General features: G+C 63.0%; 20 protein-coding genes and 1 riboswitch. Of the genes, 18 read left to right on the top strand and 2 right to left on the bottom strand.

The window, feature by feature from the left end; all coding sequences use genetic code 11:
* The first annotated feature begins 21 nt into the window (after positions 1–21).
* The 9 genes from IF809_RS26090 to IF809_RS26050 all read left to right on the top strand — a co-directional run bounded on the left by IF809_RS26090 (position 22) and on the right by IF809_RS26050 (position 10,469).
* Entirely contained in the window at positions 22–1,242 is a 1,221-nt protein-coding gene (locus IF809_RS26090; RefSeq protein WP_128964660.1) for a helix-turn-helix domain-containing protein, read from the top strand.
* 85 nt (positions 1,243–1,327) lie between these two features.
* The gene (locus IF809_RS26085; RefSeq protein WP_453995941.1) at positions 1,328–1,966 is read left to right on the top strand and encodes a Vgb family protein; all 639 of its coding nucleotides are present in this window, start codon (positions 1,328–1,330) and stop codon (positions 1,964–1,966) included.
* 46 nt (positions 1,967–2,012) lie between these two features.
* Positions 2,013–2,864: an SMP-30/gluconolactonase/LRE family protein gene (locus IF809_RS26080; RefSeq protein ID WP_453982374.1), complete on the top strand. Its 852-nt coding sequence runs from the start codon at positions 2,013–2,015 to the stop codon at positions 2,862–2,864.
* Positions 2,865–2,971: 107 nt separating this feature from the next.
* Positions 2,972–4,537 carry a DUF4403 family protein gene (locus IF809_RS26075; protein ID WP_462838942.1) on the top strand — a complete coding sequence of 522 codons (1,566 nt, stop codon included), beginning with the start codon at positions 2,972–2,974 and terminating at the stop codon, positions 4,535–4,537.
* Positions 4,538–4,672: 135 nt separating this feature from the next.
* On the top strand, positions 4,673–5,782 hold the full coding sequence (locus tag IF809_RS26070; RefSeq protein ID WP_462838941.1) for an ABC transporter ATP-binding protein: 1,110 nt from the start codon (positions 4,673–4,675) through the stop codon (positions 5,780–5,782).
* 49 nt (positions 5,783–5,831) lie between these two features.
* The gene (locus IF809_RS26065) at positions 5,832–6,881 is read left to right on the top strand and encodes an ABC transporter substrate-binding protein (protein ID WP_453995935.1); all 1,050 of its coding nucleotides are present in this window, start codon (positions 5,832–5,834) and stop codon (positions 6,879–6,881) included.
* Positions 6,882–6,966: 85 nt separating this feature from the next.
* The gene (locus tag IF809_RS26060; RefSeq protein WP_462838940.1) at positions 6,967–8,229 is read left to right on the top strand and encodes an ABC transporter permease; all 1,263 of its coding nucleotides are present in this window, start codon (positions 6,967–6,969) and stop codon (positions 8,227–8,229) included.
* Entirely contained in the window at positions 8,226–9,059 is an 834-nt protein-coding gene (locus IF809_RS26055; RefSeq protein WP_453995931.1) for an ABC transporter permease, read from the top strand. The genes IF809_RS26060 and IF809_RS26055 overlap by 4 nt, the downstream gene beginning before the upstream one ends.
* Positions 9,060–9,260: 201 nt before the next feature.
* Entirely contained in the window at positions 9,261–10,469 is a 1,209-nt protein-coding gene (locus tag IF809_RS26050; RefSeq protein ID WP_462838939.1) for an ABC transporter substrate-binding protein, read from the top strand.
* Between the two features lie 128 nt (positions 10,470–10,597).
* On the opposite strand, the gene IF809_RS26045 is transcribed toward IF809_RS26050, so the two are convergent.
* Complete coding sequence (locus tag IF809_RS26045; protein WP_128964653.1) at positions 10,598–11,131, bottom strand: PRC-barrel domain-containing protein; 534 nt, start codon at positions 11,129–11,131, stop codon at positions 10,598–10,600.
* A gap of 448 nt (positions 11,132–11,579) precedes the next feature.
* Between IF809_RS26045 and IF809_RS26040 the strand changes: the two genes are divergently transcribed.
* Positions 11,580–12,320: a response regulator gene (locus IF809_RS26040; RefSeq protein WP_462838938.1), complete on the top strand. Its 741-nt coding sequence runs from the start codon at positions 11,580–11,582 to the stop codon at positions 12,318–12,320.
* Between the two features lie 16 nt (positions 12,321–12,336).
* Positions 12,337–13,674 (top strand): ATP-binding protein, encoded by a 1,338-nt coding sequence (locus tag IF809_RS26035; protein WP_462838937.1) that lies wholly within the window; start codon positions 12,337–12,339, stop codon positions 13,672–13,674.
* Here IF809_RS26035 and IF809_RS26030 read toward each other — a convergent pair.
* Complete coding sequence (locus IF809_RS26030; protein ID WP_128964650.1) at positions 13,671–13,877, bottom strand: hypothetical protein; 207 nt, start codon at positions 13,875–13,877, stop codon at positions 13,671–13,673. The two genes, IF809_RS26035 and IF809_RS26030, sit on opposite strands and share 4 nt — an antisense overlap.
* A 233-nt stretch (positions 13,878–14,110) precedes the next feature.
* Between IF809_RS26030 and IF809_RS26025 the strand changes: the two genes are divergently transcribed.
* The 7 genes from IF809_RS26025 to IF809_RS25995 all read left to right on the top strand — a co-directional run bounded on the left by IF809_RS26025 (position 14,111) and on the right by IF809_RS25995 (position 23,438).
* Positions 14,111–14,653, top strand: a complete 543-nt coding sequence (locus IF809_RS26025; protein ID WP_462838936.1) for a transglycosylase SLT domain-containing protein — start codon at positions 14,111–14,113, stop codon at positions 14,651–14,653.
* 53 nt (positions 14,654–14,706) lie between these two features.
* A riboswitch (TPP riboswitch) is annotated at positions 14,707–14,835 on the top strand.
* The gene (locus IF809_RS26020; RefSeq protein WP_462838935.1) at positions 14,823–15,833 is read left to right on the top strand and encodes an FAD-dependent oxidoreductase; all 1,011 of its coding nucleotides are present in this window, start codon (positions 14,823–14,825) and stop codon (positions 15,831–15,833) included. Its footprint overlaps the riboswitch before it by 13 nt.
* Positions 15,824–16,021 (top strand): sulfur carrier protein ThiS, encoded by a 198-nt coding sequence (gene thiS / locus IF809_RS26015; RefSeq protein WP_128964647.1) that lies wholly within the window; start codon positions 15,824–15,826, stop codon positions 16,019–16,021. The genes IF809_RS26020 and thiS overlap by 10 nt, the downstream gene beginning before the upstream one ends.
* A gap of 154 nt (positions 16,022–16,175) precedes the next feature.
* Positions 16,176–16,958, top strand: a complete 783-nt coding sequence (locus tag IF809_RS26010; protein ID WP_462838934.1) for a thiazole synthase — start codon at positions 16,176–16,178, stop codon at positions 16,956–16,958.
* Positions 16,945–17,553 carry a thiamine phosphate synthase gene (locus IF809_RS26005; protein ID WP_462838933.1) on the top strand — a complete coding sequence of 203 codons (609 nt, stop codon included), beginning with the start codon at positions 16,945–16,947 and terminating at the stop codon, positions 17,551–17,553. The genes IF809_RS26010 and IF809_RS26005 overlap by 14 nt, the downstream gene beginning before the upstream one ends.
* A gap of 198 nt (positions 17,554–17,751) precedes the next feature.
* A complete protein-coding gene (gene thiC, locus IF809_RS26000) occupies positions 17,752–19,650 on the top strand; it encodes a phosphomethylpyrimidine synthase ThiC (protein WP_462838932.1) in 1,899 nt (632 codons plus the stop codon).
* Positions 19,651–20,792: 1,142 nt separating this feature from the next.
* Complete coding sequence (locus tag IF809_RS25995; RefSeq protein ID WP_462838931.1) at positions 20,793–23,438, top strand: GTPase; 2,646 nt, start codon at positions 20,793–20,795, stop codon at positions 23,436–23,438.
* Positions 23,439–23,452: the final 14 nt, after the last annotated feature.

Raw genomic sequence — 23,452 nt, 5'->3', positions numbered from 1 at the left:
AACAAGTGTGGCGGGATTTTCATGGAGTCGCTGATCATTGCCGCCGCGCGTGCGCTGGAGGCCGGCGATCCGCTCGGCGCCCTCAACCGCGTCGCCTTGCGCAATGACGCACCCTCGCTGGCGCTGCGCGGCATCGCGATGGCGCAGCTCGGCGATCTCGCCAAAGCCAAGACGCTGCTGCGGAGCGCCGCGCGCGCCTTCGGTCCGCGGGAAGCCGTCGCCCGCGCCAGATGCGTGGTCGCCGAGGCCGAGATCGCACTGGTCTCGCGCGAGCTGAACTGGCCGCCCAAGGCGCTCGCGGCCGCGCGGACGACGCTCGCAAGCCACGGCGATCTCGCCAATGCCGCGCATGCGGGCCATATCGAAGCGCGCCGCCTGCTCCTGCTCGGCCGGATCGACGAGGCCGAGCGCACGCTGGCCGAGATCGGCGCCGCCCCGCTCCCGCCCGCGTCTCTCGTCGTCCGCGAGCTGGTCCTCGCCGGCATCGCGATCAGGCGGCTGAAGACACAGGAGGCGCGCGCCGCGCTCGACCGCGCAGGCAAGGCCGCGCGACAGGCCGGCATCGCAGCACTCGTCGCCGAGGTCGAGAGCGCGAACCTGATCCTGAACACGCCGGCCGCGCGCCTGATCGCGCGCGGCAGCGAGCACCCCCTGCTGCTCGGCGAGGTCGAGCGGCTCGCGACCTCGACCGCGCTCGTCGTCGACACCTTCCATCATGTCGTGCGCAAGCAAGGCGTTGCCATATCGCTGGGCACGCGGCCCGTGCTGTTCGCGCTCGCCCGCCTGCTGGCCCAGGCCTGGCCCGCCGATGTCTCGCGCGAGGCATTGATAGCGGGTGCGTTTCAGGCGAGGCACGCCGATGAATCCCACCGCGCGCGCTTGCGCGTCGAGATCGGGCGGCTCCGCACCCAGCTCGAGCCGCTCGCCAAGATCAGCGCGACCAAGCAGGGGTTTGAGCTCGCGCCGCGCAAGACAAACGACGTCCTGGTGCTGGCCCGCCCGGTCGAGGAGAAGCACGCCGCCGTGCTCGCCATTCTCGCCGATGGCGAGCCGTGGTCGAGCTCGGCGCTCGCGCTCGCGCTTCAAATGAGCGCACGCTCGGTGCAGCGGGCTCTCGACGAGCTGGCGCGATCGAACAAGGTTCAGTCATTCGGACACGGCCGCGCGCGGCGCTGGATGACCCCGCCCGTGCCGGGATTCCCGACAGGCTTGTTACTCCCCACGCCGCTGCTGAAGGCGTAGGCTAAAGCATGATCCGGAAAAGTGCGCAGCGGTTTTCCGAGAAGATCATGCGCAAGCAATGAAGTCGCATCACAGGATCGAGCAGATGAAGCGTTCCGCGGCAGAGATCGTCACCGAGTACGGGCCCTTCCCCGGCGTCGAGGCCGTGCATGGCGTCAGCTATGACGGCACCCATCTCTGGTTCGCATCGGGCGACAGGCTGAACGCCGTCGACCCCGCGAACGGCAAGATCGCGCGCTCGCTCGACGTCGCCGCACATGCGGGCACGGCGTTCGACGGCCGGCACCTGTTCCAGATCGCGGAGGATCGCATCCAGAAGATCGACGCGGCAAGCGGCGCCGTCATCGGCACGATCCCCGCCCCTGGTGGAGGCGGCGACTCCGGATTGGCCTGGGCCGAAGGCTCGCTCTGGGTCGGGCAATATCGCGACCGCAGGATCCATCAGATCGATCCCGACACCGGCAAGATTCTCCGCACCATCGAGAGCAAGCGTTTCGTGACGGGGGTGACCTGGGTCGACGGCGAGCTCTGGCATGGCACCTGGGAAGGCGAGGACAGCGACATCAGGCGAATCGATCCTGACACGGGCAAGGTGCTGGAGCAGCTCGATATGCCTGAGGGCACGATGGTTTCAGGGCTGGAATCCGACGGCGGCGATCGCCTGTTCTGCGGCGGCGGCGCTTCCGGCAAGGTGAGAGCGGTGCGGCGCCCGAAGCGCAGCTAGTTTTGATAAGCTGTTTGACGGCGCCATTCCTCGCCGGGAGAACCAAATGACCGAAACTGGGCTGACCACCTTGCTCGAGGGCGGCAAATATTACGAAGCCCCACGCTGGCATGACGGGCGGCTCTGGTTCGTCGATTGCCTGGCGCGGACGCTGCTGAGCATCGACCCATCCGGCGAATGCCGCACGCATGCGACGTTTGAAGACGATACGCCGTGCGGCACCGGCGTCCTGCCGGACGGCAGGCTGGTGATCCTGACCATGTTCCTCAAGCGTCTATTCGTGTTCGAGGCGAGCAAACTCGTGCCCTACGCCGATCTGTCGCGCGTCGCGGCCGGCGTGATCGATGACATGATCGTCGACGGGCTCGGGCGCGCCTACGTCGGCGATCTCGGCTTCAAACTTCCGCCGCCGCCGGATCGCGGCGCCGACGGGCGCATCATCCTGGTAATGCCGGACGGAACCGCGCGTGTCGTCGCCGAAGGACTGCGCTTTCCCAACGGCATCGCCATTTCGGCCGATCATCGCCGTCTCGTCGTTGCAGAGATGGACGGCGAATGTGTCGCCGACTATGAGATCGCGCCCGATGGCGATCTCAGGCTGCTCCGGAGGCTGCCATGCGGGCGCGAGCCGGATGGTATCTGCCTCGACAGTGAAGGAGCGGTCTGGATTGCGGTCTATGCCGAGGATGCCTTCATTCGGATCGACGCCCATGGGAGGGAAGTAGAGCGCATCCACGTGCCTGGCCGCCGTGCGATTGCGTGCGCGCTCGGGGGAGCCGAGCGGCGCACCTTGTTCTGCCTCAGCGCAGCGACCTCACACGAGGACCTCGGGCGCGGCAAGTCGTCGGCCCGGATCGACGTCGTAACCGTCGTGACACCCGGTGCAGGCTACCCGTGACTTGTCGCAGCCGTTAACCCGTTTGCCGCAATTCCACCCCATCGGTACGCTCTAGCGCCCTGCTCGCCAGCCCTGTAAAATCCGTGCCGGGGCGGCTTGGGGGATTGATGCGTCTGACGCTGAACTTGAAGACTGTGCTGATCGCCGTTGCGGTGCTCGCGGCGTCGTTTTTCATCAGCCTGAAGGTGATGGACTTCCTGTCGCCGCGCGCGACCAATTCGGCACCGCCGGTTGCGGAGCTGCCGCCGCTGCCGCCCGCGTCGAAAAGCTCGATCGTGGTGGCGCCGGTGGCGATCGCACTGTCGGCGATCCGGGAGCAGGCCGAGAAGGCCGCACCGCGCAATTTTGCCGGCAAGGCCGAGAACCCGATCTCGCAGATCCTCGAAAATGCCGATATCGGCTGGACCGCCGCCCGCGGGCCGATGGCGGCGACCGGCGACAAGGACGTGCTGACGCTGTCGATGCCGATCACCGGCAAGCTGAACGTGACGGGATCGTTGTCATCCAAAGCCACCGGCGCGCTCGGCGATGCGCTGAGCAGCGTGCTCGGCGGCGACGCGGCGAAACGGATCGGCGCGGTCAACATCAAGAATCTGAATGCCAGCGCCGAGATCAAGGGCAACGTGGTCGTCACCTCGCGCCCCAAGCTGGCGGCCGCCTGGCATCTCGAGCCCAATCTCGGCGCACAGGTCAATCTCGGCGACACCAACGTCAATGTCGCTGGCGCCAAGGTCAACGTGCCCGCGCAAGTGAAGCCGCTGATCGACAAGACGGTCGGCGATCAGCTCAACATCGTCGCCGAGCGCATCCGCAACGATCCCAGCCTGCGCGAGAACGCGAAGCTGCAATGGGCCAAGGCCTGTCGCTCGATCCCGCTGCAAGGCGGTGCGTCGACAGCGCTGCCCCCGCTCTGGCTCGAGATGAAGCCGACCCGCGCCATCGCGGCGCAGCCGCGCGTCGACGCACAGGCCGTGACGCTGCTGCTCGGCCTCGAGGCCGAGACGCGCGTGACCTCGACGCCGACCAAGCCGGACTGCCCGTTCCCCGACAAGATCTCGATCGTGCCGCCGACCGGCACCGGCGTAAATATCGGCGTTCCCATCGACGTGCCCTTCACCGAGATCAACAAGCTGATCGCGGCGCAAATGGTCGGCCACACCTATCCCGAGGACGGCTCCGGTCCGGTCGAAGTCACCGTGAAGAGCGTCAACGTGGTCCCGTCGGGCGAGCGGCTGCTGATCTCGCTGCTGGTGCGTGCGAAGGAAAAGAAGAGCTGGCTCGGGCTCGGCGCCGAGGCCACCGTGCACATCTGGGGCCGGCCGATGCTCGACCAGGAGCAGCAGACGCTGCGGCTCGCCGACATCCAGCTCGCGGTGGAGTCCGAGGCGGCGTTCGGCCTGCTCGGCGCCGCAGCCCGCGCGGTGGTGCCGCAGATGCAGCAGGCGCTGGTACGGAAGGCGACACTCGATTTGAAGCCGATCGCCGCCAACGCGCGCGAAAAGATCGCAGCCGCGATCGCCGACTACCAGAAGAGCGAGGACGGCCTCAAGGTCGACGCGAATATCAGCAGCCTCACGCTGGCCGACATCGCCTTCGATTCCAAGACGCTGCGCGTGGTCGCGGAGGCTGGCGGCACACTGAACGTATACGTGACCAAGCTGTCGGGGATGTAGCGCGCTTTCATGCACGAAATCCGCGCAGCCTCTTGTGGCTTGCGCTGCTGGCATTCTCGTTGCAGGCTGCTAAGCTGATCGTCGCAACCTCCAACGAGGTGCCGACGGCATCGTAGGGGACACAGCGAGGATAACATGGAAGCCGGCATGGTCACGCCTGCGCCGGCATTGGTGCGCTTTTCCGGCATTCAGAAGACCTATGATGGCGAGCACCTCGTGGTGAAGAACCTCGATCTCGACATCAGAAAGGGCGAGTTCATCACCCTGCTCGGCCCGTCGGGCTCGGGCAAGACCACCACGCTGATGATGCTGGCCGGATTCGAGGTTCCGACCCAGGGCGAGATCTACCTCGCGGACCGTCCGATCAAGAACATGCCGCCGCACAAGCGCGACATCGGCATGGTGTTCCAGAACTACGCCCTGTTTCCGCACCTGACGATCGAGGAGAACGTCGCCTTCCCGCTGTCCGTTCGCAAGACGAGCAAGGCGGAAACGCAGGAGCGCGTCAAGGCGGCGCTGCGAATGATCAAGATGGAGACCCTGGCGCAGCGGCGGCCCGGACAGCTGTCAGGCGGCCAGCAGCAACGTGTGGCGCTGGCCCGCGCGCTGGTCTTCAACCCGCAACTCGTGCTGATGGACGAGCCGCTGGGCGCCCTCGACAAGCGCCTGCGCGAGCAGATGCAGCTCGAGATCAAGCAGCTGCACGAGACCATGGGCATCACGATCGTCTACGTCACCCACGACCAGAGCGAAGCGCTCACCATGTCGGATCGCATCGCCGTGTTCAACGACGGTATCGTGCAGCAGGTCGACAGGCCCGACGCACTGTACGAGCGTCCGGTGAACAGCTTCGTCGCCAATTTCGTCGGCGAGAACAACGTGCTCTCAGGCACCGTGGAGACAGTCGACAAGGATTATTGCCGCGTCGCGCTGGCGGCCGGCGGCACCGTCACGGCGCGGGCGGCGAATGTAGCGGGCGCGGGCGCGGCGACATCCCTGTCGGTGCGGCCGGAGCGGATCGCCATCATCGCGGATGGCAACGCCAGCGACGGTCCGAACCGGCTGCCGGCCAAGGTGCAGAGCACGATCTATCTCGGCGATCACGCACTGGCCGTGCTCGATGTCGCCGGGAATGCCGAATTCATGGTCAAGCTCCAGCCGGGAGCGCATGAAAGCCTGAAGCACGGCGAAAGCGTCTCCATCACCTTCCGCCCCGAGGACTGCCTGGCCCTCGACCCCGCCTGATCCGATCGATCAACCTCAACGCAATGCACATGAAGAAGGAAAAACGACCATGCTGAAGCGCAACATTGCTCTGGGTTTCGCCGCGGCGTTCAGCGCCAGCGCTGCGCTGGTTACGGTGGCGCAGGCGCGTGACCTCACTGTCGTGTCGTGGGGCGGCGCGTATCAGGAGGCCCAGAAGAAGGTCTATTTCGAGCCGTTCAAGAAAGCGACCGGCATCGCCATGAACGACGAGTCCTGGGACGGCGGCATCGGCGTGCTGCGCGCCAAGGTGCAGGGTGGCGCCGCCACCTGGGACGTCGTCCAGGTCGAGAGCGACGAGCTCGCGGTCGGCTGCGACGAAGGCCTGTTCGAGAAGATGGATTATTCCAAGATCGGCGGCGAAGGCGCCTATATCCCGCCGTCGGTCAATCCTTGCGGCGTCGGCGCCATCCTCTACGATTTCGTGCTCGGCTACGACAAGGACAAGCTGAAGGACGCCCCCAAAGGCTGGGCCGACTTCTTCGACACCAAGAAGATTCCGGGCAAGCGCGCCTTGCGCCAGGGCCCGAAGACCACGCTCGAAATCGCGCTGATGGCCGATGGCGTCGCGCCGAAGGACGTCTACAAGGTGCTGGCGACCGACGAGGGCGTCGAGCGCGCCTTCAAGAAGCTCGACACCATCAAGAACGATATCGTCTGGTGGAAGGCCGGCGCCCAGCCCCCGCAACTGCTCGCCTCCGGCGAGGTGGTGATGACATCGGTCTACAATGGCCGCATCGACACCGCGAACAAGAACGAGAAGAAGAATTTCGGCATGGTGTGGGACGGCGCGCTGTTCACCCTCGACAGCTGGGTCATCCTGAAGGGCAGCCCGAACAAGGACGCCGCCTACAAGTTCCTGGACTTCGCCGGCAAGGCGGAGAACCAGGCAAAACTGTCGGAGAACATCGCTTACGGCACCTCGAACAAGGACGCTGCCGGCCTGTTACAGCCCGCCGTCCTGAAGGACCTGCCGACCGCCCCTGACAACATCAAGAACGCGGTCGAGATCAACGTCGCCTTCTGGCTCGAGAACATCGACCGTCTGACCGAGCGCTTCAACAAATGGGCCGCGAAGTAACGCGCGATCAAATCGGTCTATGGCGCGGGCGGACGGGCGAGAGCCCGTCGCCTGTGTCCCGTCTCATACGCGAAGTAGCCGCCCCATGACAGCTGCCTCCCTGACCGGCGCGGATGCCGAGACCAAGATGCCGCTCAAGCGGCGCCTGAAGCAGGCCGAGCGTGCGCGGCAGATCAAGGCTCTGGCGCTGGTTCTGCCGCTTCTGCTGTTTCTGCTGTTCACCTTCGCCGGGCCCATCGCCGGCATGCTGTGGCGCGCGATCGATGACCCGGAGGTACGCCATGTGCTGCCTCAAACCATCACCGCACTTGCCGAGTGGGACGGCAAGGATCTGCCGGACGAGAAGGCCTATGCGGCGCTGGCAAGCGACCTCCAGGCCGCGCGCGCCGCCGGCACCGTTGCCATCGCAGCCAAGCGGCTCAACTATGCCCTGAACGGTTTTCGCACCATCCTCACCAGCACGGCACGCAATCTGAAGACGCTGCCGGAGCCCGGCACGGCCAAGGAGACCTTGGGCAGGATCAACCCCGCCTGGCGCGACCGCACCACCTGGACCACGATCAAGAATGCGAGTGGCCCGGTGACCGGCTTCTACCTGCTGGCGGCGCTCGACCTCGTCAGGAACGCGGACGGCGCGATCGTCGCAGCCGCGCCAGATCAGGCGATCTACCGCGAAATTTTCGCGCGCACCTTCCTCATCAGCCTCGGCGTCACGGCCCTCTGCCTGATCCTGGGCTTTCCGGTCGCCTATCTGCTCGCTTCGTTGCCGCCCGGCCGGTCGAACCTGCTGATGATCTTCGTGCTGCTGCCGTTCTGGACCTCGCTGCTGGTCCGCACCTGCGCCTGGATCGTTCTGCTGCAGAGCAAGGGCGTGGTGAATGACGGCCTGCACTGGCTCGGCATCATCGACGAGCCGTTGCGGCTGATCTACAACCGCTTCGGCGTCTGCGTGGCCATGACCCACGTGCTGCTGCCCTTCATGATCCTGCCGCTGTACAGCAGCATGAAGGCGATCTCGCCGGCCTATATGCGCGCCGCCGCCTCGCTCGGTGCGCCGCCTCTCACCGCCTTCCTGCGCATCTATCTGCCGCAAACCCTGCCCGGCATCGGCGCCGGAAGCCTGCTCGTCTTCATCCTGGCGCTCGGCTACTACATCACGCCGGCCCTCGTCGGCGGCGCCGCCGACCAGATGATCAGCTATTTCATCGCGCTCTACACCACCGAAACAGCCAATTGGGGCCTTGCTTCAGCACTCGGCGCCGTACTGCTGCTGGCGACCGTCCTGCTCGCCCTTGTCTACGGCAAGCTGGTGCAGGGTCAGCAAGTCACCGGAGGGATGAAGAATTGAGCGACGCTCCTTCCCTCCGCACGCCGAGCCAGCGCATCGCCTGGACCACGACCATCGTGATTTCCACGCTGGTGTTCATCTTCCTGATTGCGCCGATCCTTGCGATCATGCCGCTGTCCTTCAGCTCGGGCTCCTACCTCACCTATCCGCTGCCCGGCCTCTCCCTGCGCTGGTACGACGATTTCATCAATTCGCCGCGCTGGATGAACTCGCTCAAGAACAGCATGATCATCGGCGTCGCTTCGACGGCGTTGTCGATGGCGCTCGGCACGCTCGCAGCTCTTGGGCTGGCGCAGTGGAAGAGCCGGTTCAAACCGCTCGTGCTGGCGTTCGTGCTGTCGCCGGTCGTCGTGCCCGGCGTCATCACCGCGGTGGGCCTCTATTTCTTCTTCGCGCCGATTGGCCTCACCGGCAGCTATCTCGGCCTGATCCTGGCTCACACCGCGCTCGCGACGCCCTTCGTTGTCATCACCGTCGGCGCGACGCTGCAAAGCTTCGACACCAATCTCGCGCGCGCCGCCGCTTCCCTCGGCGCCTCGCCGCTTGAAGCGTTCCGCCGCGTGATCCTGCCGCTGATCCTGCCGGGGCTGGCGTCGGGTGCGCTGTTCGCCTTCGCAACCAGCTTCGACGAGGTGGTGATCGTATTGTTCATGGCCGGCCCCGAGCAGCGGACTTTGCCGCGCGAAATGTTCAGCGGCATCCGCGAGAATATCAGCCCGACCATCACGGCAGCCGCAGTGATCCTGACCACGGTCTCGGTCATCCTCCTCGCCACCCTGGAAGCCCTGCGCCGCCGCAACGAGCGGCTCAAGGGCGGCCAAGGCGGATGATCCTCCGTCATTCCGGGGCGCGCATAGCGCGAACCCGGAATCCATCGGTCCGCAGGAAAGATGGATGAATGGATTCCGGGCTCGCGCCCCGGAATGACGATGATAACAGCATGCCTCCTCTGCTTTGCGATCCCGGCTGTTTGTCGCTAGAACAGCGCCGCAACAACACCCAAACAACAACACACAGGGAGAACAACAGCCATGCAGAAATTCATCGCCGCCCTCGCGGCCGGCCTTGCCCTCGCCGCCACGTCAGGCGCGGCGCAGGCGCAGATTTCCGACAATGTCGTCAAGCTCGGCGTGCTCACGGACATGTCGAGCCTGTATGCCGACGCGACCGGCAAGGGCTCGCTCGCCGCCGTCGAGATGGCCGTCGCCGATTACGGCGGCAAGGTTGCCGGCGTCCCGATCCAGGTCGTGTCCGCCGATCACCAGAACAAGCCCGATGTCGGCGTCAACATCGCCCGCAACTGGTACGACAACGAGAAGGTGGACGCGGTCCTCGACGTGCCGACCTCCTCGGTCGCGTTGCCGGTCTCGGCGCTGACGCGCGAGAAGAACAAGATCAACATCAATTCCGGCGGCGGCTCCTCCGACATCACCGGCACCGCCTGCTCGCCCAACACGGTGCACTGGACCTACGACACCTACGCGCTGTCGAATGTCGCCGGCAAGGCGATGGTGAAGCGCGGCGAGGACACCTGGTTCTTCGTCACCGCCGACTACGCCTTCGGCATGGCGCTCGAGCGTGATGCCGCCAACGTGGTCAAGGAGAGCGGCGGCAAGGTGCTCGGCGACGTTCGCCATCCGCTCAACTCGTCGGACTTCTCGTCCTTCCTGCTGCAGGCCCAGGCTTCGAAGGCCAAGGTGGTTGCGCTGGCGAATGCCGGCGGCGATACTACCAATGCGCTGAAGCAGGCGGCCGAGTTCGGCCTGACCCAAGGGGGTCAGAAGATGATCGCGCTGCTCATGGAAATCACCGACGTTCATTCGCTCGGAATCAAGGCGACGCAAGGGCTGATCATCACCGACGCCTTCTATTGGGACTCGAACGACGAGACCCGCGCCTTCTCCAAGCGATTCAACGAGAAGGTCGGCCACATGCCGACCATGATCCAGGCCGGACTCTATTCGGCGACGATGCATTACCTGAAGGCGATCGAGGCCATCAAGACCGACGAGGCGCCGAAGGTGATGGAGCAGATGCGCAAGACGCCGGTCAACGATTTCTTCGCCAAGAACGGCAAGATCCGCATCGACGGCCGCATGGTCCACGACATGCATCTGTTCGAGGTGAAGAAGCCGGAAGAATCCAAGGGGGAATGGGACCTTTACAAGCTGATCGCCACCGTTCCCGGCGACGAAGCCTTCCGCCCGCTCGACAAAGGCGGCTGTCCGCTGGTGAAGTGAGGCTCGCTCTATCCTCCGTCATGGCGGGCGCAGCGAAGCAATGAAGGCTCCCTCGCAATCACAACAGACACGACAGCGCGCCCGGTGAAAACCGGGCGCGCTTCGTTTAGGCACTCACGCGATCCGCATTACTCCGAGTACTTGAACTCGGGCATGCTCTTCAGCTGGTCCTTGGTCGCATTGAACACGGCGTGGTCCGGATACCATTTCGACGAGGACGAGCTGGTCGTGGTCGCTGTCTTGTCGGTGCCGGTCGCAGCGCCGGTCGTCGTGGTCGCGGCGGGCTTGGCGTTCGGATTTGCCGGGTTCGCGCCGGTGCCGGTATAGGCCACGGCTTCGTTGACGAATTTCAGCTTCTCATAGGGCACCGCGACGAGATGCTCGCCCATGCCGAGGAAGCCGCCGACGCCGATCACGGCGATCTTGACCGCGCCGCTCTTGTCCATCAGCAGATCGTTGATCGAGCCGATATTCTCGTTGGCCTCGTTATAGACCTTGACGCCTGCCATCTTCGAGGCGCGCCATTCGCCCGACGCGCTGGTCGTCGTCGCACTAGCCGCAGGCGCCGACTTGTCGGTGGTGGTGGTCGGATTTTGCGCGAACGCAACGGTCGCAAGCAGAGCCGTGCCGGCGAGGCCGGCGGCGATCGATTTCATCAACATTTTCGTCCTCTCCTTCAGCAGAAAACTCGTGCGGAAAGAACCCTTACGTGCAGCTGCAGTTCCTTGCGTGCGGCAATTTCGCTGCGCCATTGCGGCGCTGCAATGCGACGAAGGTTCCTGAGGCGAGGAACGTGCGGGGTGCACCGTTCCCCGCCGACGACCATGCGCCCTGGGATGAAGCACGATCGTGGCGAGGAACGCCGACCTGGCGTCGCCTCAGGTCAGCTCGTAAATCCGAAGGTCCCGATGCGCGCATCGCGCCATTGGCTCCGTAGGACGGATCCGGGCTGTCCCGGCCGAGCCGCTCGTAAGAAGTGTGGTTAACGGGCTTAACGAGATCTTGCCGTAGGAGTACCTGGTCGTTGCGTGGCGTTGCGGACCTGCCTATGGAAACAAATCGAAACAAAAATCTTCGCCTTTTGGCCCGAATCTTGGACAAACAAGGCTCATGGCCATCCCCTCTCCCAACATCCTGGTCGTCGAGGACGACCGCGAAACCCGGACGTTGATTGCGAAATATTTGCGCAACAACTCCTGCAACGTGACCGCTGTGAGCGACGGCCGCGAGATGTCGCGCGCCATGGCCGAGCACCGCGTTGATCTCATCATTCTCGACGTCATGCTGCCCGGCGAGGACGGTCTCAGCCTGTGCCGCAAGGTGCGCTCGGAAGCGCAGACGCCGATCATCATGCTGACCGCGCGCGGCGAGGATGTCGACCGCATCGTCGGGCTCGAGATGGGCGCGGACGATTACCTGCCGAAACCGTTCAACCCGCGCGAGCTGCTCGCCCGCATCAACGCAGTGCTGCGGCGCCAGGCCTCGGCACAGGCCGCAAGCTCGATCGAGGGCGCCTCGACGCTGGCCTTCGACGGCTGGCACATCGATTTGCGCCTGCGCGAGCTGCGCAATCCGGAAGGCGCCCGCGTCGCCGTGACCAGCGCCGAGTTCGACCTGCTCAGGACGTTCTGCGAGCGGCCCGGCCGCGTGCTGTCGCGCGACAGCCTGCTCGACCTCACGCAAGGGCGCAACACCGGCTCGTTCGAGCGCTCCATCGACGTGCTGGTCAGCCGCATCCGGCGCAAGATCGAGCCCAATCCGGCCGATCCGTCCATGATCAAGACGGTGCGCTCCGGCGGTTACCTGTTTACGCCCCGAACGGAAGCGGTTACGACGCCCCTCGGCAACTGACGGGGCTTTCGGGACGATGAGGTCGTTCGGGTTCTTCCACCTCAAGGGCATCGGCGGGCAGATCGCCGCGCTGGTGCTGGCCTCGACCGTCGCGCTGCATCTCGTCGTCACCACCGCCTTCCTGATGAGCCGGCCCGACCGCGTGGATGCGCCCCCGGATGGGGGCCATCAATTGGCGGACGCCGCACTGCTGCTTGGCTCGGCCGGGCCGAACGACCGGCCGCGCCTTCTCGCGGATCTCGCGCGCGCCTTCCCGAAGCTCGACATCGCGATATCGGCGCCCGGCACGGCAGCGATGGTGGAGGTCAGCGACAGCCAGCACCTGCGCGGGATCCGCCGCCACCTCGGTCGCGGCTACAAGGTGGTGCAACTCGCGAGTGAGGGCGACAGCCATCGCCTCGGCGTGGAATTGCCCGACGGCACCGTGATCGCAGGCCATGTCGAAAACGGGCCGCACCCGTGGTTCTGGGGCGCGCCGTGGCTGATCACGCTGATGACCGCCTTCATCTGCATCACCGTGCTCGGCCTGTGGGCGGCGCGCGCGCTGGCGGCACCCTTGTCGTCCTTTGCCAAGGCGGCCGAGAATTTCAGCCTGGACGGCGAGGCGGAGCCGCTGCCGGAGCGAGGCCCGGAGGAGATCCGCTCGGTCGCCCGCGCGCTCAACCGCATGCACGAACGGATCGCGCGGCTGATGTCGGATCGCACCAAGATGCTGGCGGCGATCAGCCACGATCTGCGCACCCCGATCACGCGGCTGCGCCTGCGCGCCGAATTCATCGAGGACGAGGGCAATCGCAAGCGCATGCTGATCGACCTCGACCAGATGCGCTCGATGCTGGAAAGCGTGCTGTCGCTCTTGCGCAACGACCGCAAAATCGAGGCGGTGACGCTGGTCGATATCGCCTCGACGCTGCAGCTCATCGCCGACCAGTTCGGCGACATGGGCCACACCGTGCACTATGAGGGGCCGCTATCTGCGACCGCCGCCGCGCGCCCCGACGATCTGCATCGCGGCGTCACCAATCTGGTCGAGAACGCCGTGCGCTTCGGCGCCGAGGTGACGATCCGCCTCGAAGTCTCAGGCACCCATCTCGTCATCGACGTCGAGGACGACGGCCCCGGCATTTCGGATGCGCGAAAGCAGGAGATGCTGGAGCCGTTCGTGCGCGGCGACGACGCCCGCACCATGGACGAGTCCACCGGCTTCGGCCTCGGCCTGTCGATCGCGCGCGCGATCGCCCTCGCCCATGGCGGCGAGCTGTCGCTGCACGACCGCCAGCCGCACGGCCTGATCGTGCGGATGCAATTGCCGGGGTGGCAGCAGCCCAAGCTGGCGAGGCAAGTCGCCGCTTAAGCCGCCAGCGGGATCGCCGCCTCGTCGTAGATCGCGATCGCCTCGAAGCGATAGCCGCAGGCCGGGCAGCTCCAGAGATAGGACACGCGTCCCTCGCCTGGCTCGATCCAGTCGGGCTGCGCGATCGGCGCCCCGCATTGGGCACACGGATTTTGGGTTGGGATGTCGCCGCTGTGGGTGTTGACCATGGTTGCTTGGGTCATGGCACCTCTCCCGTATCGGAAGGCGCTTCATACGCGCTTTCGCGTCCCTGCGCGAATAGACAGGGCTGCTGTCGCGCGTATCCGCCGTTTTCCGAACTGCTGCGCCGACATTGCGGCGCCACGACGGCTCTGCGCCGCAAAATCGTTAACCGCGTCTTGCCACATCATCGCCGCGTTCGGCAGGCCTAACGGCCGCCGGGTGCAGGTTCCTCAAGGAACATCCGGGATTGCAAATGAAGATTTTACGCATCGCCGCGCTGGTCGCGGCCGGACTGGTGTCGTCGCAGGCCGCCTTCGCGGGGCAGGCGGAATATGCCGAAATGGTCGCGATGCATGCGCGCGCCAACGGCGTGCCGGAAGCGCTGGTGCATCGCGTCATCATGCGCGAGAGCCGCTATCAACCCGGCCTCGTCGGCCATGGCGGCACGATCGGGCTGATGCAGATCAAGCTCGCGACCGCCCGCGGCCTCGGCTACACCGGCGATGCGGCCGGCCTGCGCGACCCCAACACCAACCTCACCTACGCGGTGAAATACCTCGCCGGCGCCTATCATGCCGCGAACGGCGACCACGACCGAGCCGTGCGTTATTTCGCGGGCGGCTATTACTACGTTGCAAAGCAGCAGCGCCAGCAGCAGCAACGGGCGATGCTGCAGGAAGCCAGCAACGAGCCCTGGCTGGAGCCGAACGGCAACCCGCAGCCGATGTTCGGCGCCGCGCCGCATAAAAAGCTGGCCCAGCGCGTCCGCAACGCGCGCGCGCAGGCGCCGCAATAGGCTGCAGTTCCCGCCATCAGCGTTGACCACCCCGTCCCACTCGCCTACATTAGCACCGTTCCGAGGGGTGCTCCGAGGAGGAGCTGAGATACCGCTAAATGGGCAATAACGCCCAGGACCGCGGTGACCCTTTGAACCTGATCCGGGTCATGCCGGCGAAGGGACAGGGATGTCGCAGACGAGCAAACGACCGGATTCACCGGTATCCATCATCGGCGCAGGCATTGCAGGCGCGTGGCAGGCGCTGTTGTTCGCACAGGCCGGCCATGCCGTGACGTTACACGAGCGCGGTGACGCCACCATGACCGATGCCACCAGCCACTGGGCCGGCGGCATGCTCGCGCCCTATTGCGAGGCCGAGGTTGCCGAACCCATCATCTCCCGGCTCGGCCTGCGCTCGCTCGATATCTGGCGGCGCGAGCTGCCCGATACGCCCTTCAACGGCTCGCTGGTCGTGGCCCATCCGCGCGAGCGCAACGACTTCGAGCGCTTTGCGCGCATGACCGAGGAGCACCGCCGGCTCGATGCCGCCGGCCTCGCCGAGCTCGAGCCATCGCTGGAAGGGCGTTTCCGCGATGCGCTGTTCTTCCCGAACGAGGGTCATGTCGAGCCGCGCCGCGTGCTGCCGAAGCTGCATGAGCGCATCATCGCGGCGGGCGGCACCATCAAATTCAACAGCGATGTCGCCAAGGAAGATCTCGACGGCCTCGTGATCGACTGCCGCGGCCTCTCGGCACGCGACGAGCAGCCGGACTTGCGCGGCGTCAAGGGCGAGATGATCCTGATCGAAACCAGCGAGGTGCAGCTTGCGCGCCCTGTGCGCCTGATCCATCCGCGCTGGCCGCTCTACGTGATCCCGCGCGAGGACAATCTGTTCATGCTCGGCGCGACCTCGATCGAGGCCGAGGACACAGGCGTGAGCGTGCGCTCGGCGCTGGAGCTCTTGGGCGCGGCCTACACCGTGCACCCGGCCTTCGGCGAAGCGCGCATCGTCGAGTTCGGCTCCGGCCTGCGTCCCGCCTTTCCGGACAATCTGCCGCGCATCGGCATCCGCGGCGGCAAGATCAGCATCAACGGTCTCTACCGCCACGGCTTCCTGATCGCCCCCGCGCTGGCCGAGCTGACGCTCAATTACGTCGAGCGCGGCCAGATCGACAACGAGGTGATGCAATGCTTGTGATCGTCAACGGCGAGCAGCGCGAGGTGGCTTCAGTCAGCGTGGACGCGCTGCTCTCCGAGCTGGATTACGAAGGCACCCATTTCGCCATCGCGCTCAATTACGACGTCGTGCCGAAGAGCCGCTGGGCCGAAACCCGCCTGAAGGCCGGCGACGAGATCGAGATCATCACGCCGCGGCAGGGAGGGTGATGGTGATGCTCTCACCACAAACTCCGCTGTCATCGCCCGGCTTGACCGGGCGATCCAGTACGCCGCGGCGTCTCGTTTCCAGCCGCGCTGCCGCGGAGTACTGGATCCCCGCTTTCGCGGGGATGACACCGTCATTCAAGGAGACACCTCCCACATGGTGACCTTCTACGGCAAAACCTTCGCCTCCCGCCTCTTGATCGGCAGCGCGCTCTATCCCTCGCCTGCGATCATGCAGTCAGCGATCCGCACCTCAGGCGCCAACATCGTCACGGTGTCGCTGCGGCGGGAATCCGCCGGCGGCAAGACTGGAGACGCGTTCTGGAAGCTGATCCGCGAGCTCGACGTCTCGGTGCTGCCGAACACCGCCGGTTGCCGCAGCGTGCGCGAAGCCGTGACCACGGCCAAGCTCGCGCGCGAATTGTTCGGCACATCCTGGATCAAGCTGGAAGTGATCGCCGACAACGACACGCTGCAGCCCGACGTCGTCGGCCTGGTCGAAGCCGCCGCCATCCTGATCAAGGACGGCTTCGAAGTGTTCCCCTATTGCACCGAGGATCTCTCCGTCGCGAACCGCCTGGTCGACGCCGGCTGCAAGGTGGTGATGCCGTGGGCAGCGCCGATCGGCAGCGCCAAAGGCATCACCAACCGCGACGCCTTGAGGCTGTTGCGCGAGCGGCTGCCCGACATCACGCTGGTGGTCGACGCCGGCCTGGGCGCACCGAGCCATGCCGCCGAAGCGCTCGAGCTCGGCTATGACGCCGTGCTGCTCAACACCGCCATCGCCAAGGCCGCCGATCCCGTCGCGATGGCCAACGCCTTCCGCCTCGGCTGCGAGGCCGGCCGCACCGCATACGAGGCCGGGCTGATGAACGCCCGCGACTTCGCCTCCCCGTCAACCCCTGTCGTTGGGACCCCGTTCTGGCATGCCGTTTCCTGATCGATTCTATCCCGTCGTCGACAGCATCAAGTGGGTCGAACGCCTGACCAAGCTCGGCGTCGGCACCATCCAGCTGCGCGCCAAGGATCTCGACGACGCGCAGGCACTGCAGATCGTCACCGACGCGCTGGCGATCACCAGGGACACGCAAGCCAAGCTGGTCGTGAACGACTACTGGCGCGCGGCCGTCGTCGCCGGCGCGAAATATCTTCATCTCGGCCAGGAGGATCTGGCCGAGGCCGACCTCAAGGCGATCCGCGAGGCGGGCCTTTCCCTCGGCATCTCCACCCATGACGATGCGGAGCTCGCAACCGCGCTCGAAGCCAAGCCTGACTACGTCGCGCTCGGTCCGATCTTCTTCACCACGCTCAAATCGATGCGCTTCGAGCCGCAGGGCATTCCGAAGATCACCGAGTGGAAGAAGCGTATCGGCAACATCCCGCTGGTCGCGATCGGCGGCATCAAGTTCGAGCACGCCGCGGAGATCTTCGCCGCCGGCGCGGATTCGATTGCCGTGGTGTCCGACGTCACACAAAACCCCGATCCCGACGCCCGCGTGCGGCAGTGGCTCGGGCTGTCGAAGGAGGCGGCGTGATGCACACGCTCTCTCCAAACACACCACTGTCATCGCCCGGCTTGACCGGGCGATCCAGTACGCCGCGACTTCACCGTATCTCACCACGGTCTCTGGAATACTGGATCCCCGCCCCCCGTGCGCAATTGCGCACTAGGCGGGGATGACAGCTGTAATCGACGCTCGCGCAGCGAAACTAACGAATTGAAGGAGGATCCCATGAACATCCGCTCCAACCCCGACAAGACCATCCCCGCCGTCACCACCGGCCCGCTGCCCTCCTCGCGCAAGATCTTCGCATCCCCGGATGCCGCGCCCGATCTGCGCGTGCCGCTGCGCGAGATCATGCTGTCCGAAGGCGCCGGCGAGCCGAACCTGCCGGTCTACGACACCTCCGGCCCCTACACCGACCCCAGCGTCACCATCGACGTCAACGCCGGCCTGCCGCGGGGCCGCAAGCAATGGGTGCTGGAGCGCGGCGGCGTCGAGGAATATGAGGGCCGGCAGATCAAGCCGGAGGACAATGGCAGCGTCTCCACCGACAACGCCGCGCGCGCCTTCTCGGCCTATCACAAGCCGCTGCGCGGCCTCGACGGCCACAAGATCACCCAGCTCGAATTCGCCCGCGCCGGCATCATCACCAAGGAGATGATCTACGTCGCCGCGCGCGAAAATCTTGGGCGCAAGCAGCAACTCGAGCGCGCCGAAGCCGCCCTTGCCGACGGCGAGAGCTTCGGCGCCTCCGTCCCCGCCTTCATCACGCCGGAATTCGTCCGCGACGAGATCGCGCGCGGCCGCGCCATCATCCCCTCCAACATCAACCACAGCGAACTCGAGCCGATGATCATCGGCCGCAACTTCCTGACCAAGATCAACGCCAATATCGGCAACTCGGCGGTGACCTCGTCGGTCGAGGAAGAGGTCGAGAAGATGGTGTGGGCGATCCGCTGGGGCGCCGACACCGTGATGGACCTCTCCACAGGGCGCAACATCCACACCACGCGCGAATGGATTTTGCGCAACGCGCCGGTGCCGATCGGCACCGTTCCCATTTATCAGGCGCTGGAGAAGTGCAACGGCGATCCCGTCAAGCTGACCTGGGAGCTCTACAAGGACACCCTGATCGAGCAGTGCGAGCAGGGCGTCGACTATTTCACCATCCACGCCGGCGTGCGCCTGCAATATATCCACCTCACCGCGAGCCGCGTCACCGGCATCGTCTCGCGCGGCGGCTCGATCATGGCGAAGTGGTGCCTGGCGCATCACAAGGAGAGCTTCCTCTACACGCATTTTGACGAGATCTGCGACCTCATGCGCAAATATGACGTCTCGTTCTCGCTCGGCGACGGCCTGCGTCCCGGCTCGATCGCAGATGCCAACGACCGCGCGCAGTTCGCGGAGCTGGAGACGCTCGGCGAACTCACGAAGATCGCGTGGGACAAGGGCTGCCAGGTCATGATCGAGGGCCCCGGCCACGTGCCGATGCACAAGATCAAGATCAACATGGACAAGCAGCTCAAGGAATGTGGCGAAGCGCCGTTCTACACGCTTGGACCGCTGACCACCGACATCGCGCCGGGCTACGACCACATCACCTCAGGCATCGGTGCGGCCATGATCGGCTGGTTCGGCTGCGCCATGCTGTGCTACGTCACGCCGAAGGAGCATCTCGGCCTGCCCGACCGCAACGACGTCAAGACCGGCGTCATCACCTACAAGATCGCCGCCCACGCCGCCGACCTCGCCAAGGGCCACCCCGCCGCGCAACTGCGCGACGACGCCCTCTCGCGCGCGCGGTTCGAATTCCGCTGGACCGACCAGTTCAACCTCGGCCTCGATCCTGATACCGCCAAGAGCTTCCACGACGAGACGCTGCCGAAGGAAGCCCACAAGGTCGCGCATTTCTGCTCGATGTGCGGACCGAAGTTCTGCTCGATGAAGATCACGCAGGACGTGCGGGATTATGCCGCGACGCTGAACGACCCGAACAGCGTGGGCATGTCGATGAGCGGCACCGCCGAGGACGGCATGGCCAGGATGAGCGCGAAGTTCAAGGAGATGGGAAGCAGCGTTTATCTGGATGCGGAGAAGGTGAAGGAGAGTAACCGGGTGTTGTGAGATTCGGGGCCCAGTGTGAATACAAGAAATTCATCGATTGAGAAGTTTGACGCGTTATTCGATCAAAGCGTCGAGCTTCTCGATGATGAGCTGCCGGATTTTCTCTCTTCGATTTTTGCGGGAATAAACTGGAAAGGATCGCACATTTCATTCATATTCCGGAATCTTCTGGGCCTTGACACGCTTTGTTGGATGCTATGAACGCCTTTCCACACTCTACGAGGGCTATATAGCGAGCAAGTCAGATGAATTGTGTTACGAAGCCGCACTAGAAATTGAACATTTCCTGATAAGGCTTAGAGTTTTGATTGATGAGCTCGCGTACGCCCTGCGTAGGTGTATGCCAGACACGATCGGAGGGCTTGTCCAACCTGAGGGGCCCGGGCCACTTGAATATCGACAATTTCGGTCAAGAAGTTTCTGGTCTTCGTCCAAAAAAATCCTGACTTCTCTGTTGCTCTCACGAAGCTCCTTGAGGGCAATCGCGAGGAGATCGAGCGATTTATCTCCCACCGCGACGCCATTGTTCATTTCCGCGCAAAGGCAATAATTTTCAGAGCGGACACAATGCGCGTAGGCTTCCTAGATAGCCGCCTGTCAGCTAACGACAAGCCAGTCCAGCACACGGATGTTCGAGAGTTGATTCAATCGGCTCTCGTCTGGATGTGGCGCTTTATGCAGACTGATCTCGTTCGCTACTTTCGCGAGGAAATATACGCCGGCTCGCTTGAGTTCGGCAGTATCGGCGTAGGTCCACATAAGATCTCGATGCCAGGGGGAGCCCGTCTACAGCAGCTATTGAACGGGAAGCGTGGCCAGACGAACGAATCGAAGGCCGGGATTGATACTTGACTCCGAATGTCGCTACCTTTTGCGAAGCGTCAGCAAGCAAACCAATCGATGAACAGCTAATTCATCCGGGGCCACAACGTCTTCCCATGGCTCTGCTTCAACTCTCGGCCGTCGTGTGAGCGCCAGGGCAGCCCTTCCTGGACATTTAAGCCGTGTCACAACCTGGCAGAATGTATCTACTACCAGGGCCGACTAGTAGGGCTTCTGCGCTAGTGATCAAATCCTAACTATTGTTTTTACCGGCATCGCCGTTATGCTCGCCATGGTTGCGCAAACTGGTGGGGACACGGATGGAACGACAATTGGGACCGCACGAAGTTGACGTCCAGGCAACTCAAGTCTTGAACGGCCTTCAGGAACTGACTCAACTGCTTGAGGAGCCGGAGACAGAGGAAGCGCTTGATCTAGCAAAAAACGCTCGAACAACCGAGCAGTACAATGTGCTCAGAAGACTCACAAAGAGCCTAACTCAATATCTCGAGCGAGAGGGTGACCTGTACTACGTAGGGCTAGTGGGCCACTTTTCGTCAGGCAAGTCGAGCACGATAAATTCAATCCTTGAAATTTGGGAGAGCGACCACGAACGCGCAACAGATCTGAATCCAACGGACACAACCATTACGCTTATAACATCTGAAGAGAACGCTAAATCACTCCTGGGCGTCATAAGAGAAGGCCACGTGACGATCCGGCATGAAGCCGTCGAAAGCGACTTGTTACGGCAAGTAGTTTTGGCCGATACACCGGGCAGCGGCGACACTCAATTCGTCGAAGAGGTTGCACGCGACTTTCTGCCAATTTGCGATGTCATTCTCTTTTTCTTTTCTGCGACGAGTCCCCTAGACAAGACCGACCTTCCACTTCTTACAGAGATCCATAGGCGGCTAGCATTTATTCCGATTAGATTCATTGTAACCCGAGCGGATGAGTTCAGAATCGATCGAGCGAAACCGGTATCGAACTCGAACATCGACAACTTAAGAAAAGATCGATTTCTCGGCGACGTCTTGACGAGGCTGAACAAGCTCCTCTCGCCAATGATGTACACAGATGAGCAATTTATTCTGATCGACAACAAGCCCCCACGATATAACATCGAACAACTGGTAGACCTCATTCGCACAAAATGTGACCCGAGCAATCCCAACGCAAGGATAGTGATGCATGGTCATAAGCTGCGTTATTTCCAGACCGCAGCAAGAGAATTGAGAACGTTCTTCGCCAACTTCATAGACGAAAAACTCAAGCAGTTGAGCAAAGTCGTTGATACGGCAGAACAAAATATTCAGCTGTACAACGAAAATGTAATCATCTCGAACAGCAACTTGACCAAGAGCTGGCTCGATCAACTTACTTCGGTTCGAAGTACGCGCGAACGCACAATAAAGAGTCTGGCTAATGCCGATTTTCTTCCACAGATCGTTGACGGCTTCACTCAGGTGGCTCGGCGACGCTCAGAGGTACGAAAATCTTTGAATAATGACGCCATCTTTATTGCCAGGAACATTGGCCTAAAGGCACGATTAGACATATCACAAAATTTGCGAGCACGAGTCGAACAGCTGAAGCTCTGGGAATTGACGGCGGCCAGTGGCAGCCTTGACGCCCCCTCAAGCTTGATCGACCTAAAACCGGATGTTCTACTGCCAATAACTCCAGCGTCTCTGGCCGCTGACTGGACATCCACGCGAGAAGTCAAGGCCCAAGCTCTTCGTGACGCAGCGGCCGACCTAAGACGATTGACTGCCGAGCTGGCTATTCTGGTCGAAAATCAGACTCCGATCCGAGAATGCGAAATCGAAGTCAACAACGCACAACGCTCTCTCACAATTGACCTAAATCAATTTTTCAAGAACGCTGAACTCTATCGAGACGGCGTGTTCTCTCACACAACCAAAGAATCCATTTCGACGTTAGGAATCGGAGCCCGCTTGGATGCACTAGAATCTGAGTTTACGAAAAACGATACCATGGCGTTCACCAACGAAACAATGCAACTTCTTTTCCCCGACTTCAATGAGGTAAGCACAAAGGGGCTTACCCAACTGGCTGCTCTTCAGGACCAAGTCCGGCCCTTAATCAACGAACTCGGCGAACTTAAGATCCCATCACCAACTTCAGGAGCCAGAGAGATTGCACCACAGATAGAAGCAGAAAAAGCCGATCTCCTTTCACATGTTGCATCAAGATTGAGGGACGACACCCAAAATTTAACTGGACGCCTGTCTATCCGCTTATCAGGGGCCGTCGCCGAAGGACGTCGCCAATACGAAGTTGATATTAGCGCAGCCCGACGCAGACGAATATGGCGCTACATCACGATGATAGTGGGCTCAGCGATACTGGCTTTTCTTGGATACGTCTTCTACAGATTCATTAACAGAGACGTCCCGCAAGATATCGCAAATGCGATTATCTGGAATCTTGTGGCAACGCTTCTATCAGGCTCCGCAGGCGCTTTCTATGCGAAGTGGCGAGATGATTTTCCACGCACGACCAGCCGCATTCAAAGCGACTCACAGGCCATCGTGAGAGAGCGAGTTCTGGGGATTGTTGAGGAAGAATTCAAAGCACATGAATTTACCGCCCTTGATGAGAACATTTTGTCAAAGAAGCTCAGCGAAGCTTACGACCGCGTAGTCGACTTCGACCCCGATGGATGGAATCCAATCGCATCTGAACGGCTCGAGGTTTTGCGAAAGTACGACGCTGAGTTTCGACGCTTGAGAGGAGAGTACGAGCGCACTTCCGAAGATGTCTTTACTCATACTTCGTCTTACTTTAGCGACGCTAGCAAGAATTTGGAGCGCTTAAACGGGGTCGCTGCACGGGTTAAGGCCCGCGCGATAGAACCTTCTTTTAAGCTCCTTGCGGAAACTCGCAATTCGCTTGACGAGGTGAAGAACCAAATTCACAGGGTCGAATTTAGCCACTAGCTGCCAATTTTGAA

The sequence above is a fragment of the Bradyrhizobium sp. UFLA06-24 genome (genome assembly GCF_054967145.1).
The sequence above is the reverse complement of the archived record's forward strand: the minus strand, read 5'-3'. Positions and strand labels throughout refer to the sequence as shown.